Origin of the sequence: Pseudomonas sp. Irchel 3A7, assembly GCF_900187565.1 — a bacterium.
Taxonomy (GTDB): domain Bacteria; phylum Pseudomonadota; class Gammaproteobacteria; order Pseudomonadales; family Pseudomonadaceae; genus Aquipseudomonas.
In genome coordinates this window covers 417,062-431,481 of record NZ_FYED01000005.1, presented here as the reverse complement: position 1 = coordinate 431,481, position 14,420 = coordinate 417,062, and the positions used below count along the sequence as shown (strand labels likewise).

The window sequence follows — 14,420 nt, the reverse complement described above, 5'->3', positions numbered from 1 at the left end:
AGCCGGACATGAAAATCGCTTTTATCGGTCTCGGCAACATGGGGGCGCCGATGGCGCGCAACCTGATCAAGGCTGGCCATTCATTGCGTCTGGTCGATCTGAACAAAGCCGTGTTGGCAGAGCTGGAACAACTGGGTGGCAGCATCAGTGCGTCGGCCCGGGAAGCGGCACAGGGTGCGGAACTGGTGATCACCATGCTGCCGGCTGCCGTGCATGTGCGCAGTGTCTGGCTCGGTGAGGATGGTGTACTCGCCGGTATCGGCAAGGGTGTGCCGGCGGTGGATTGCAGCACCATCGACCCGCAGACCGCCCGTGACGTGGCCGCTGCTGCGGCCAAGCAGGGTGTGGCCATGGCCGATGCGCCGGTTTCCGGTGGCACCGCTGGTGCGGCGGCCGGGACGCTGACCTTCATGGTCGGCGGGACGGCGGATTTGTTCGCCACCCTGCAACCGGTGCTGGCGCAGATGGGGCGCAACATCGTCCACTGCGGTGAAGTCGGCACCGGGCAGATCGCGAAGATCTGCAACAACCTGTTGCTGGGGATTTCCATGGTCGGCGTCAGCGAGGCCATGGCCCTGGGCGACGCATTGGGTATCGACACCAAAGTGCTGGCCGGCATCATCAACAGCTCCACCGGGCGTTGCTGGAGTTCGGAGATGTACAACCCATGGCCTGGCATCGTCGAAACGGCGCCAGCCTCGCGTGGCTATACCGGCGGCTTCGGTGCGGAATTGATGCTCAAGGATCTGGGGCTGGCCACGGAAGCGGCGCGTCAGGCGCACCAGCCGGTGGTGCTGGGTGCGGTGGCCCAGCAGTTGTATCAGGCGATGAGTTTGCGTGGGGAAGGGGGTAACGACTTCTCGGCGATCATCAACAGCTATCGCAAACCGCAGTAACGGGCGGCTGCGACAAGTTGGGTTTGAGTTAGAAATCTGTGGGAGCGAGCCTGCTCGCGAAAGCGGTCTGTCAGCCACATTGATGTTGGGTGTGCCGGCGCCTTCGCGAGCAGGCTCGCTCCCACAGGGTGCGGTATGTGCGCATCGACATTTACCGGGACATCACGTCGGGTGATCTCCCGGCTTTTTATGCCTGAAAGATCACGGTCGGGTTCGATCAGGCATCCGCACGCTGGCAAATGTCGACTCGTTTCGCGCCTGGTCGAGCACTGTCACTGGCCTGGGCAAAGGCTGTTGAGCAACCACAAGCGTTGCCGGCTTGCGACTCATTTCCAAGCCGGCACGCTCATCGCTCGGTGGAACGCCGAAGTATTCGCGATAGCATTTGGAAAAATGCGGCGTGGACACGAAACCGCAGACCGTCGCCAGTTCAATGAGCGACATCGACGTTTGCTTGAGCAGTTGCCGAGCCCGGATCAGACGCAATCTGAGGTAGTAACGTGATGGCGTGCAGTTCAGGTATTTCTGGAATAGCCGCTCCAACTGTCGACGTGACAGATCCACATAATCGGCCAGGTTATCCAGGTCGATCGGTTCCTCGAGGTTGGCCTCCATCAACGCGACGATTTCTTGCAGCTTGGGCTGATGCGTGCCCAACACGTGCTTGAGCGGTATGCGTTGATGGTCCCGCTCGTTGCGTATGCGCTCGTAGACAAACATCTCCGAAATGGCCGCCGACAACGCTCGGCCATGATCGCGACCGATCAGATGCAGCATCATGTCCATGGGTGCCGTCCCACCGGAGCTGGTGAACCGGTTGCGGTCGAGGGTAAACAGGCTCGCGCTCATGCTGACCCGCGGAAAAGCTTCCTGCATGGCCGCCAGAAATTCCCAATGCACACTGCACTCGTATCCGTCGAGCAGGCCGGCTTTGGCCAGTGCCCAACTACCGGTGCATATACCCCCCAGGCGCCGGGATTGGCGCGCCAGGGCTTTGAGCCAGGTGATGTGCTCGCGGGTGACCACGCTCTGGATGCCTACGCCACCGCAGACGATCACAGTGTCTGCCACCCAGGGCTCGTCCCAGGAAGCATCCGGGGTGATCGGCACGCCGTCACTCGCCCAGACGGGGTGACCACCGGGGCTGAATGTATGCCAGCGATATAGCTCCTGCCCCGACAACTGATTGGCCATGCGCAATGGCTCCACGGCGCAGGACAGGGAAATCAGGGTGAATTGATCCAGGAGCAGAAAACCGACGCATCGGGTCGGTTTGCCGTCCAGCAGGGGGGACCTTGATGACATCGTGGTCGTGTCCTCACGAAGAGCGATGACGGCCAGAGGCACGGTAGCGTCGAGCGCCGTGACCCTGGTGTGCGCAACCGGTTTCTCTCTTGCGTTATCCCACGGATGTCGCCCTTGCAGGCTGTGCAGGGTGACGCGACGTGACCAGGCCGATAAAGGAAATCGCCAGTGCCAGGCCAATGGTCGTCGACACTTCGGTACGGTGTTGCGGGGAGATCATCATCACGGCCAGCGCAGCGCAAATGAACGCGATCACCAGCCACGTCAGCCATGGAAACAACCACATGCGAAAGGCCAGTTCGACGTTCTGTCGACGCAGCATCCGGCGCATGCGCAACTGCGATACCGCGATGGCCAGGTACACCAGCAAGGCAATCGCGCCGGAGCTGGCCAGCAGGAATTCAAACAACCCGGCGGGCATGAAGTAGCTCCAGACGGTAATCGCCGCCCCCAACACCGTACTGGCGATGACCGCCGCCCGTGGCACGCCTTCGGAGGAGGTCGCCTTCAGCGCTTTCGGCGCATCGCCACGACGCCCCAGTGAGTACAGCATGCGCGAGGCGATATAGATCGAAGAGTTCATGCAGCTGGCCACCGCGATCAGCACGACCACGTCCACCATGAACTTGGCGTGGGGGATGTTCATGATTTCCAGCGCTCGCTGGTAGGAACCGACCGAGGCCAGCAGCGGATCGTTCCAGGGCACCACGGAGATGACCACGAAAATCGACAACAGATAAAACACGCCGATGCGCCAGATCACCGAACGCGTGGCCTTGGCAATGTTCTGCGACGGGTTGTCGGATTCGGCGGCGGCGATGGTCACCGCCTCGGTACCGATGAAGCTGAACATGATGGTGATGAAGGCGCCCACGACCGCCGACAGGCCATTGGGCGCGAACCCGCCGTGTTCGGCCATCAGGCCGCTCAAGCCACTGACTTCCCGATCGGGAATCCAGCCCATCAGCACCGCGAAACCCACGCTGATGAAACCAATGATTGCCACGACCTTGGCCATGGCGAACCAGAATTCGAATTCGCCGTACTTGGAGACACTGAACAGGTTGGTGATCACCAACGCAATGATCGATAGCAGGGCGAACAGCCATGCATCGAGCTGGGGAAACCACTGGTTCAGCACATGGCCTGCGGCCAGCGCTTCGATAGGGATCACCAGCACCCAGAACCACCAATAGAGCCAACCGATAGTGAATCCCGCCCAGCGGCCGATGGCCTGGTCGGCATAGGTGGAGAACGAACCTGTGTCGGGATTGGCCACCGCCATTTCACCGAGCATGCGCATGACCAGAACGACCAGCAGGCCCGAGAACAGATAGGCCAGCAATACGGCGGGGCCAGCGGCCGCAATGGCATGCCCCGAACCTACGAACAAACCGGCGCCGATAATCCCGGCGATAGACAACATGGTGACGTGACGAGGCTTGAAGCCCTGCGCCAATTGGCCACTGGAATCCTTGGAGGTCGGGCTAATCATTATTTTTTTTCTCTGGTGAACGACATTTGAGCGTGCTGATGGGGGGCAGTGATTGTCACGGTTGCCGGATGCCCTTTCTGAACGCTGCGCCCTCCAGACGCTGCCGTTTTGGTCAAACCCATCATCGCGATGTGGTTATATCGGTGAAAAGCAGCGCCACCTTACCCGGCTTGTCCGACAATCCAGTTTCCTGATTGCGCCACCTCGGTGTCTGAAATCGACACGGGCAAGCTTTGCGTTCGTTATGAATACCAACGGGTCACAGAGTGGCAAAAAGCAATCACCGTGTTTTTTCGAGCGTTCTGTCGATGCAGCGGCGAAGCGTATAGAACGGGTGTTTCGAGCGTGGAGGGAGTGTTCGGGAGGGGATGTAAGTGCGTTTAGGGAGGGCGTATTACGCAACGAGTCGTTACTTGGGTAACGACTCGTTGCGGGTGTCGCTTTTGTAACCGAGTGTCGTTTTGCGCAAGGATCAGGCAAACACAAAGTACTTGCGCACGGTTTCCACCACTTCCCAGGTGCCTTTCATCCCTGGTTCGATGACGAAAATATCGCCGGCACGCAGATGGATCGGTTCCTTGCCCTCAGGGGTGATGATGCAGTACCCCTCGCGGAAATCGCAGTATTCCCACTTCACGTATTCCACGTACCACTTGCCCGGCGTGCAGATCCAGGTGCCCATGATCTTGCTGCCGTCTTCGCTGGTGTAGGCGTTGAGGTTGACGGTGTGCGGGTCGCCTTCGAGTTTCTCCCATTTGCAGGCGTCGAGTACGGGCAGCGGGTGGGTGTCGCGAAGTACGGTAATCGGTGCGTTAGCGGTCATGATGACTCCGGGCGTTGGAGAGAACTGAAGGCGCATCCTGACGGGCTTGGCGCAGTCCGAGTTGTCTGTGCTCGACATTGAGGTATCCAGAAGCGCTCGGTGATCTGTGTACCCCATGAAAAACGCCCCGGCAAATGCCGGGGCGTTTTATTGGGCGGGGTTACTGAGCCACTGGCAGGTTTCGATGTCTGGCCATGCGCAACCGGTAGCAACCGTAGATCACCAACACCCACACCGGCATCGCGTACACCGAGGCGCGTACTGGCGGAATCATCCAGATGACGCAGATGATCACGGCCATGAACGCCAGGCACAGGTAGTTGGTGTACGGCGACCAGAAGGCCTTGAAGCCTGGCACGATGCCGCGTTGACCCATGGCCTTGCGGAACCTCAGGTGCGTCAGGCTGATCAGCGCCCAGTTGATCATCAGGGACGCGACTACCAGGGCGAACAGCAGCTCTAACGCTTCCTGCGGCGCGACGTAGTTGACCAGCACGGCCAGCATGGTGATCAGCGCCGATACGCCCAGTGCCAGCAACGGCACGCCCTGCTTGTTCAGTTTCATCAATACCTTGGGTGCATCGCCTTGCTCGGCCAGGCCGTAGAGCATGCGGCTGTTGCAGTAGACGCCGCTGTTGTAGACCGACAGCGCCGCGGTGAGCACCACGAAGTTGAGGATTTGTGCGGCCGTGTCGCTGCCGATCAGGGCGAAAATCTGCACGAACGGGCTGCCGCTGTAGGCATCGCCCGACGCGCCCAGTGTCTGCAGCAGTTGGTCCCATGGATACAGCGACAGCAGCACGGTCAGCGCGCCGACGTAAAAGATCAGCACCCGGTAAACCACTTGGTTGATGGCTTTGGGAATGACCTTGCGCGGCTCGCTGGCTTCAGCGGCGGTGATGCCGACCAGCTCCAGGCCACCGAAGGAGAACATGATGAACGCCATCGCCATCAGCAGACCGCTGTAGCCATTGGGGAAGAATCCGCCGTGGTCCCACAGGTTGCTCACCGAGGCTTGCGGGCCGCCGGTGCCGCTGATCAGCAGGTAGCAACCCAGGACGATCATGCCGATGATGGCCACGACTTTGATGATCGCGAACCAGAACTCCATTTCACCGAAGACTTTGACGTTCAGCGTATTGATCAGGTTGACCAGCACGAAGAACACCGCGGCGCTGACCCAGGTCGGCACCTCCGGCCACCAGAACTGTACGTACTTGCCGACGGCGGTCAGCTCGGCCATGCCCACCAGCACATAGAGCACCCAGTAGTTCCAGCCGGACAGGAAACCGGCGAAACCGCCCCAGTAGTTGTGGGCAAAGTGACTGAAGGAGCCGGCCACCGGCTCTTCGACAATCATTTCACCGAGCTGGCGCATGATCAGGAACGCGATAAACCCGGCAATCGCGTAGCCGAGGATCATCGACGGTCCAGCGGACTTGAGCACCCCGGCCGAGCCCAGGAACAGTCCTGTACCAATGGCTCCACCCAAGGCGATCAGCTGAATATGACGATTTTTCAGCCCCCGCTTGAGCGTCCCCTGTTGCAAGATTTCATCCGCCATCTGGTTCCCTTCTGGTTGTTGTGGCCAGGCCTGATTTCAAAGGGCGAATATTACTCCGGGTCACCTCTTCGTTATACAGCCATGCGTAGGGCCAAACGGTGATTTTCAAGGATTTTCACGGCGATTTGCGCTACGCAACACTTCGAACAAGGCTCTGGCATAGCCGGGCAAATGCTCGAATGAGCGTGCGCACAGCAGCAGTTTTCGCTGCGCCCATGGCTCCTTCAGCGCGAAGCTTTTCAGCCGTTGAGCCACGGTCCGGCGCTGGAGGGCCGCCAGCGGCACAATCCCCAGTCCGGCACCGTGCGCGACCATGCGCATCACCGCGTCGAAGCCTTCGGCGCGGATGCGGATTTGCATGCGCATCCCTGTGTGCAAAGCCTGCTCCTCCAGATACACCGCCAAGGCGCTGTTGGCGGTCAGACCGACGTAGTGGTGCCGCAACGTGTCGCTGAAACTCGGTGGTTCGCTACCCGCCAAGGGATGCCCGGGCGGCATGATCAGCACCAGCGGATCGTCACGAAAGGGCAGGGTGTCGAGGGTGTGGGTGTCCACCGCATCGGAGACGATTCCCAGGTCTGCAGCGCCTTGGCGCAGGGCGTGGGTGATGCGTGTACTGGGCAGTTCCTGCAAGTCGATGTCGAGGTTGGGGTGATCACGCAGGAAGTCGGCGAGCAACTCCGGCAGGTATTCGGTGATCGCCGTGGTGTTGCACAGCAATCGCACCTGGCCTTTGACGCCGTTGGCGTATTCGGCCAGGTCCTGCTGCATGCGCTCGGCGTGTTGCAGCAGGGTGCGGGCGTGTTGTGCCAGGGCTTTTCCCGCAGGTGTGGGGGTCACCCCGCGGCGGCCGCGCTCCAGAAAATCAATGCTAGACGAGGCCTCCATCGCGCGGATGCGTGCGCTGGCGGCTGCCAGGGACAAATGACTACGGGCGGCGCCGGCGGTGATGTTGCCGGTGTCGAGGATGTTCAGGTAGAGGCGCAGGTCGGTGAGGTCAAAGTGCATTGGCAGCCCTTGGAGATGTCTTGTGTGGGCGATATTCGCGAGCAGGCTCGCTCCCACAGGGGAACGCATTTCAAATGTGGGAGCGAGCAGGCTCGCGAAGGTGTCAGTAGCCTCCACCCACACTTCAGCCTCTTGCTGGGGAAGAGGCACCCTCAGTATATGGCAGATTTCCAACCGGCCAATCCGGGCTCACGATAGCCCCATGAATACACTCGCCTCGTTCTACCAAAATCTCGGCCTTGCCCTTTCACTGCTGGTCATCGCCACCTTCTTGCTGGCCGGCATGATCAAGGGGGTGATCGGCTTGGGGTTGCCGACCATCGCCATGGGCTTGCTCGGTCTGGCTATGGCGCCGTCGCAGGCTGCCGCATTGCTGATCATCCCGGCGACGCTGACCAACGTCTGGCAACTGGCATTTGGTGGGCATCTGCTCGGGTTGATCAAACGGCTGTGGCCGATGTTGCTGGCGATCTTCATCGGCACGGGGGCGGGCACGCTGTGGATCGGCATGGCCGGCGGGCATTGGGTGGTGCGAGGTCTGGGCGCGGCCTTGTTGCTCTATGCGTTGAGTGGGTTGTTCCTGCCTGCCCTGCGCGTCGGCGGACGCAGCGAACCTTGGCTCGGTCCGTTGTGCGGGGGGCTGACGGGCGTGATCACCTCGGCCACCGGCGTGTTCGTGATTCCGGCCGTGCCGTATCTGCAAGCGCTGGGTTTGAGCAAGGATGAGCTGGTGCAGGCGCTGGGCCTGTCATTCACCGTCTCGACCCTGGCCCTGGCTGGCGGACTGTTATGGCGCGGCGCCCTCGGCGGTGGCGAGTTGAGTGCATCGCTGCTGGCGCTGATCCCGGCGGTGCTCGGCATGTGGCTGGGGCAGTGGCTGCGCCAGCGGATCAGCGCCCTGTTGTTCAAACGTGTGTTCTTCGTTGGCCTGGGATTACTCGGCGGCCATTTGCTGATCAGCAGCTAGCAGCTAGCAGCTAGCAGCTAGCGGCTATTGGATGGGGGGCTGATCATTTCGATGGCGCGGATCTCGAAATCCCGTTCCAGGTACTCATCGCGCTGATCAAGAAACTGCTTCATGTGTGGCAGGTTCGAGTGCACATCCAGGTGGGCCTGGGACTGCCAGATCTCGTAGAAGATAAACAGGCTCGGGTCCTGTTTGTCGCGCAGCATGTGGTACTCGATGCAGCCGGGTTCGGCACGGCTCGCTTCCACATGGCGGCTGAAAAAAGCTTCGAAAGCATCGGATTTTTCCGGACGGGTCTTGGCGTGCAGGATGAAACCTTGCATTTCACTCATGAAATTGTCTCCTCGGGACAGAACTGGCGCCAAGTCTAAGGCAACAATCGACTGGCGATTCGTGCGTCTAGGTCAAATGAATTTTGCGAAAGGCGCGCTTATTCCGCGCGAAGCCCGTCGCTATTCTGCCGCCATCAATTTCTGACCTTCCCGAGACCCACCCATGAAAAAAGTTCTGTTGCTCAATGGCGGCAAAAAATTCGCTCACTCCGACGGTCGCTACAACGCCACCCTGCACGAAGCGGCATTGAGCGTGCTGGATCGTGGCGGCATGGATATCAAAACCACCTTCATCGACGAGGGCTACGACGTCGCTGAAGAAGTCGCCAAATTCCTCTGGGCCGACGTGATCATTTACCAGATGCCAGGCTGGTGGATGGGCGCGCCGTGGACCGTCAAGAAGTACATCGACGAAGTGTTCACCGAGGGTCACGGCAGTCTCTACGCCAGCGATGGCCGCACCCGTTCCGATGCGTCGCAGAAGTACGGCAGCGGCGGCCTGATTCAGGGCAAGCAGTACATGTTGTCGCTGACCTGGAACGCACCGCAGCAAGCCTTCGATGACCCGGCCGACTTCTTCGAAGCCAAGGGCGTGGACGCGGTGTACTTCCCGTTCCATAAGGCCAACGAGTTCCTTGGCATGACGGGCTTGCCGACATTCCTCTGTGTGGATGTGATGAAGAGCCCGAACATCGAAGGCGATGTGGTGCGTTATGAGCAGCATTTGACTGAGGTGTTTGGCCTTAAGGTGTAACGCTCGGCTACTATCGATTATCTGGGTCTGGCGCCGTTTCTGTGGCGAGGGAGCTTGCTCCCGCTCGGCTGCGCATGCGGTTTGCCTGATGCACCAGTTGGCTGATATTGGGACCGCTTCGCGGTCCAGCGGGAGCGAGCTCCCTCGCCACAATAAGCATGCATTCGATAAAGGGACACACGTGAAAGCCAGATCCGATGAGTTGCAGATCTTCGTCTGCGTGATTGAGTGCGGATCGATTTCCGCGGCGGCCGAGCAGGTCGGTCAAACGCCGTCGGCGGTCAGCCGGACACTGTCGCGGCTGGAGGCCAAGCTCGATACGACGTTGATCAACCGCACCACTCGGCGCATGGATCTCACCGAGGAGGGCAAGTATTTCTTCGAGCACGCCAAGCTGATTCTCGATCAGATGGACGAGCTCGAAGAGCGCTTGTCCTCCCGTCAGCAAACGCCGTCCGGGCGCTTGCGCATCAACGCTGCCTCACCGTTCATGCTGCACGCCATCGTGCCCTACATCGATGAGTTTCGGCGGCTCTATCCCGATATCCAGCTCGAACTCAACAGCAATGACCTGATCATCGATCTACTTGAGCAAAGCACCGACATCGCCATCCGTATCGGCACGCTCGCCGATTCGACCCTGCACGCCCGTTCCCTGGGTTGCAGTCCGATACACATCGTCGCCAGCCCGGCCTACCTGGAAAAACACGGTACGCCGACCGCCGTGGCCGATCTGGCCGAGCATACGCTGCTGGGCTTCACCCAGAACGAAGGGCTCAACCAATGGCCGTTGCGCTACGTGCATGGCGATCGCTGGCCGATACAGGCGTCGCTCAGCGCCTCCAGCGGCGAGACCATCCGCCACCTGGCGCTGGAAGGCCAGGGCATCGCCAGCCTGTCGCACTACATGACCATCGAGGACATTCGTGCCGGGCGCTTGAAAATATTGCTGTCCGAGTTCAACAGCGGTTATCGCCAGCCCATCAACGCGGTGTACTACCGTAACTCGCAGTTGGCCCTGCGGATCCAGTGTTTCCTGGATTTCATCCAGGGCAAGTTGGCGCTTTATGCGAGCTCGGACTTCAAGGACTGATTCGTGATCCCAGGGCAAGAGTGAATTGGGTCGGCGGGCATTTTTCACCGGGGATCTCTCCCTGATACTCGTTGCATCACTTACTCACGCAGGGAGTTACTCCATGAACGTATTCGTTACCGGCGCTGCCGGTTTTATCGGCGGCTCCATCGCCACGGGCCTGATCAAGGCCGGTCACAGCGTCACCGGCCTGGTGCGCAACACCGAGCAAGCGGATGAGCTGAAAGCACTGGGCATCACGCCAGTGATCGGCACGCTGGACGACAGCGCACTACTCACCCAGCAGGCCGGTGCCGCCGACGCCGTGATCAATGCCGCCAGCAGCGACCATCGTGGTGCGGTAGAGGCCCTGCTCAATGCCATGCGCGGCTCCAACAAAGTATTCCTGCACACCAGCGGTTCGAGCATCGTCGGCGATGCCTCGGGCGGTAAATCCAGTGATGTCATCTACTACGAAGACAACCTGCCGGAGCCGACCGTCGACAAGGCCGCGCGCGTGGCCATCGACAACCTGATCCTCGACGCAGCGAAGGACGGCGTGAACTCGGCGGTCATCTGCAACACCCTGATCTACGGCCACAGCCTGGGTGTGAACCGCGACAGCGTGCAATTGCCGCGCTTGCTGAAACAGGCGCGCAAGAGTGGCGTGGTGCGTCATGTTGGCACCGGCCGGAACATCTGGTCCAACGTGCATATCGAGGACGTGGTGTCGCTGTATCTGCTGGCGCTGACCAGGAACATCCCGGGCACGTTTTACTTCGTCGAAAGCGGCGAAGCGTCGTTCATCGACATGACCACGGCCATGACGCAGGCGCTGAACCTGGGTGAGCCGCAAGACTGGCCGCTGAAAGAGGCCGAAGCCGAGTGGGGCTATGAAATGGCCAACTATGGTTTGGGTTCCAACAGCCGGGTGCGCGGCAAGCATGCGCGGGAATTGTTGGGGTGGGTGCCGAAGCGGACTTCGGTGGTGGAGTGGATTCTTAAAGAAATGGTGTGAGTTCGCTTTAGACCGAGTTGTTGCCTTCGCGAGCAGGCTCGCTCCCACAGTTGACCGCGTTGCTCGGACGTCCGCGGTCTAATGTGGGAGCGAGCCTGCTCGCGAAGGCATTTCTGATGGCGCATAAGCTGGCCGGGCTGCCCTCGATTCCGTAACATCCGCACATTCTTTCTCGCTACTCCCTGCGGTCCTCCATGAAACCAAAAAACCTGCGTGCCGATGCCCTGGCCGGTCTCACTACGTCCTTTGCCCTGCTGCCCGAGTGCATCGCCTTCGCGCTGGTGGCCCATCTCAATCCGCTGATGGGGCTGTATGGCGCGTTCATCATTTGCACTCTCACCGCGCTGTTCGGTGGTCGCCCGGGCATGGTGTCCGGGGCCGCCGGGTCGATGGCCGTCGTGATCGTCGCATTGGTGGTGCAGCACGGTGTGCAGTATTTGCTGGCCACTGTGTTGCTGGGCGGGTTGATCATGTCGGCGTTCGGCTTGCTCAAGCTCGGCAAGCTGGTGCGCATGGTCCCGCACCCGGTGATGCTCGGCTTCGTCAACGGTCTGGCGATCGTCATTGCCCTGGCGCAACTGGAGCATTTCAAGAGCGGCGAAACCTGGCTGAGCGGTACGCCGCTGTACATGATGGTCGGGTTGGTGCTGCTGACGATGGCCATCGTCTATCTGATGCCGCGGCTGACCCGCGCCGTGCCACCGGCACTGGTGGCGATCCTGAGTGTGGGGCTGGCGGTGTATCTACTGGGCCTGCCAACCCGCACCCTGGGTGACATGGCGCACATTGCCGGTGGGTTGCCGACGTTTGCCTTGCCGAATATTGCGTGGAACCTTGAAACCCTGCGCATCATCGCGCCCTACGCGATCCTGATGGCCATGGTCGGCCTGCTGGAAACCCTGTTGACCCTGAACCTCACCGACGAAATCACCGAGAGCCGCGGCTACCCGGATCGCGAGTGCGTAGCGCTCGGGGCCGCGAACATGGTGTCCGGCGTATTCGGCGGCATGGGGGGCTGCGCGATGATCGGCCAGACCATGATCAACCTCAGCTCTGGCGGACGTGGGCGCGTCTCCGGCGTGGTGGCCGGGGTGTCGATTCTGCTGTTCATCCTGTTTCTGTCGCCGCTGATCGAGCGTATTCCGTTGGCGGCGCTGGTCGGGGTGATGTTCGTGGTGTCGCAGCAGACTTTTGCCTGGGCCTCGCTGCGGGTGGTCAACAAGGTGCCGCTCAATGATGTGCTGGTGATCATCGCGGTGACGGTGATCACGGTGTTCACCGACCTGGCCACTGCGGTGCTTTGCGGGATCATCATTGCGGCGTTGAATTTCGCCTGGCAACAGGCCCGTGAACTCTACGCAGACAGTCACCTTGAGGCCGACGGCAGCAAGCTCTATCTCCTGCATGGCACGCTGTTCTTCGCCTCGACGACACCGTTCCTCAATCAGTTCGATCCCGCCAACGACCCGTCGGTAGTGACCATCGACTGTCGTCATTTGAGCTTCGTCGACTACTCCGCCATTGCCGCGCTCAAGACCCTGCGCGAGCGCTACGACAGAGCCGGCAAACACTTGCGGGTACTGCATTTGTCCGAGCGCTGCAAAAAGCTGCTCAAGCGTGCAAGCGTGAATCACGACTGACTGGACGATCGTTTCCGGCGATGAAAATTCGCCGGTCCGATTTTCATTAATCGCGACATCGCATATCCGTCAGCGACATCCCTTACCTCTCTACGAAAATTACTTTCACCTCGTTTGATAATCGCGCCTCGAAATGTTTTAAGAGTTTCACAAAACTTTCGACGTGACCCTCTCGAGGAGTACCGCATGACCCTGTCCTTCGGCTATTGGCTGCTGGTGTATGCCGCCATCGCCATCATTGCCCTGATCGTTCTGATCGCCCGTTACCGGCTCAACCCCTTCATTGTCATCACCCTGATTTCCATCGGTCTGGCGTTGGTCGCGGGGATGCCGCCGTCCGGAGTGGTCGGGGCTTATGAGGCCGGGGTCGGCAAGACCCTGGGGCATATCGCGCTGGTGGTGGCGCTGGGCACGATGCTCGGCAAGATGATGGCCGAGTCCGGCGGTGCCGAGCAGGTGGCGCGGACGTTGATCGACCGTTTCGGTGAAAAGAACGCGCATTGGGCGATGGTTTGCATTGCCTTCCTGGTGGGCCTGCCGCTGTTTTTCGAGGTCGGTTTCGTGTTGCTGGTGCCGATTGCCTTCACGGTGGCGCGGCGGGTCGGCGTGTCGATCCTGATGGTCGGCTTGCCGATGGTTGCCGGGCTTTCGGTGGTGCATGCGCTGGTGCCGCCACATCCGGCGGCAATGTTGGCAGTGCAGGTGTATCAGGCGTCGGTGGGGCAGACCTTGCTCTATGCGATTGCGATCGGCATTCCCACGGCGATCATCGCCGGTCCCATCTATGCCAAATACATCGTGCCGCGCATTCAGCTGCCGGCGGAAAACCCGCTGGAACGGCAGTTCCTCGAACGTGAACCGCGCGACAGCCTGCCGGGCTTCGGCATCACCATGGCGACCATTCTGTTGCCGGTGGTGCTGATGCTGATCGGCGGCTGGGCCAATCTGATTTCCACGCCGGGCACCGGTTTCAACCAGTTCCTGTTGTTCATCGGTAACTCGGTGATCGCACTGCTGCTGGCGACTTTGCTGAGCTTCTGGACCCTCGGTCTGGCCCAGGGCTTCAACCGCGAGTCGATCCTCAAGTTCACCAACGAGTGCCTGGCGCCGACTGCCAGCATCACCTTGCTGGTAGGCGCCGGTGGTGGCCTGAACCGGATTCTGGTGGACGCCGGCGTCACCGACCAGATCGTCAGCCTGGCTCACGAATTCCACCTGTCGCCGCTGTTGATGGGCTGGCTGTTCGCCGCGTTGATGCGCATCGCCACCGGCTCGGCCACCGTAGCCATGACCACCGCGTCCGGCGTGGTCGCGCCAGTGGCGATTGGCCTGGGTTATCCGCACCCGGAATTGCTGGTGCTGGCGACCGGCGCCGGCTCGGTGATTTTTTCCCACGTCAACGACGGCGGCTTCTGGTTGATCAAGGAATACTTCAACATGACGGTCACCCAGACCTTCAAGACCTGGACCGTGCTGGAGACCATCATTTCGGTGGTTGCCTTCGGCCTGACCATCGGCCTTTCTTACCTGATTTAACCGGAGCCGC

13 protein-coding genes are annotated in these 14,420 nt (G+C 60.5%); 7 read left to right on the top strand and 6 right to left on the bottom strand.

Features of this window, described 5'->3' with window-relative positions; translation table 11 throughout:
• Positions 1–8: 8 nt before the first annotated feature.
• Complete coding sequence (gene mmsB / locus CKW21_RS11395) at positions 9–896, top strand: 3-hydroxyisobutyrate dehydrogenase (RefSeq protein WP_095194053.1); 888 nt, start codon at positions 9–11, stop codon at positions 894–896.
• A gap of 201 nt (positions 897–1,097) precedes the next feature.
• Here mmsB and CKW21_RS11390 read toward each other — a convergent pair whose 3' ends face one another.
• From CKW21_RS11390 to CKW21_RS11370, 5 genes are all read right to left on the bottom strand, one after another.
• Positions 1,098–2,201 carry a GlxA family transcriptional regulator gene (locus CKW21_RS11390; protein ID WP_095194052.1) on the bottom strand — a complete coding sequence of 368 codons (1,104 nt, stop codon included), beginning with the start codon at positions 2,199–2,201 and terminating at the stop codon, positions 1,098–1,100.
• 94 nt (positions 2,202–2,295) lie between these two features.
• The gene (gabP, locus tag CKW21_RS11385) at positions 2,296–3,696 is read right to left on the bottom strand and encodes a GABA permease (protein ID WP_095194051.1); all 1,401 of its coding nucleotides are present in this window, start codon (positions 3,694–3,696) and stop codon (positions 2,296–2,298) included.
• A gap of 472 nt (positions 3,697–4,168) precedes the next feature.
• Positions 4,169–4,519 carry a cupin domain-containing protein gene (locus tag CKW21_RS11380; protein WP_077048014.1) on the bottom strand — a complete coding sequence of 117 codons (351 nt, stop codon included), beginning with the start codon at positions 4,517–4,519 and terminating at the stop codon, positions 4,169–4,171.
• A 160-nt stretch (positions 4,520–4,679) separates the two neighbouring features.
• Positions 4,680–6,083 (bottom strand): amino acid permease, encoded by a 1,404-nt coding sequence (locus tag CKW21_RS11375; protein WP_095194050.1) that lies wholly within the window; start codon positions 6,081–6,083, stop codon positions 4,680–4,682.
• 105 nt (positions 6,084–6,188) lie between these two features.
• Positions 6,189–7,091 carry a LysR substrate-binding domain-containing protein gene (locus CKW21_RS11370; protein ID WP_095194049.1) on the bottom strand — a complete coding sequence of 301 codons (903 nt, stop codon included), beginning with the start codon at positions 7,089–7,091 and terminating at the stop codon, positions 6,189–6,191.
• Between the two features lie 202 nt (positions 7,092–7,293).
• Between CKW21_RS11370 and CKW21_RS11365 the strand changes: the two genes are divergently transcribed.
• Entirely contained in the window at positions 7,294–8,058 is a 765-nt protein-coding gene (locus CKW21_RS11365) for a sulfite exporter TauE/SafE family protein (RefSeq protein ID WP_095194048.1), read from the top strand.
• A 17-nt stretch (positions 8,059–8,075) separates the two neighbouring features.
• Here the strand turns inward: CKW21_RS11365 and CKW21_RS11360 are convergent, their stop codons facing one another.
• A complete protein-coding gene (locus tag CKW21_RS11360) occupies positions 8,076–8,390 on the bottom strand; it encodes a putative quinol monooxygenase (protein ID WP_095194047.1) in 315 nt (104 codons plus the stop codon).
• 163 nt (positions 8,391–8,553) lie between these two features.
• On the opposite strand from CKW21_RS11360, the gene CKW21_RS11355 reads away from it, so the two are divergent.
• From CKW21_RS11355 to CKW21_RS11335, 5 genes are all read left to right on the top strand, one after another.
• Positions 8,554–9,144, top strand: coding sequence for an NAD(P)H-dependent oxidoreductase (locus CKW21_RS11355; protein ID WP_095194046.1), 591 nt, complete (start codon positions 8,554–8,556; stop codon positions 9,142–9,144).
• A gap of 181 nt (positions 9,145–9,325) precedes the next feature.
• Positions 9,326–10,237 carry a LysR family transcriptional regulator gene (locus CKW21_RS11350; protein ID WP_095194045.1) on the top strand — a complete coding sequence of 304 codons (912 nt, stop codon included), beginning with the start codon at positions 9,326–9,328 and terminating at the stop codon, positions 10,235–10,237.
• 103 nt (positions 10,238–10,340) lie between these two features.
• Positions 10,341–11,234 carry an NAD-dependent epimerase/dehydratase family protein gene (locus CKW21_RS11345; protein ID WP_095194044.1) on the top strand — a complete coding sequence of 298 codons (894 nt, stop codon included), beginning with the start codon at positions 10,341–10,343 and terminating at the stop codon, positions 11,232–11,234.
• Positions 11,235–11,428: 194 nt separating this feature from the next.
• Positions 11,429–12,874 carry a SulP family inorganic anion transporter gene (locus CKW21_RS11340; protein ID WP_095194043.1) on the top strand — a complete coding sequence of 482 codons (1,446 nt, stop codon included), beginning with the start codon at positions 11,429–11,431 and terminating at the stop codon, positions 12,872–12,874.
• Between the two features lie 186 nt (positions 12,875–13,060).
• Entirely contained in the window at positions 13,061–14,410 is a 1,350-nt protein-coding gene (locus CKW21_RS11335; RefSeq protein WP_095194042.1) for a gluconate:H+ symporter, read from the top strand.
• The last annotated feature ends 10 nt before the right edge of the window (positions 14,411–14,420 follow it).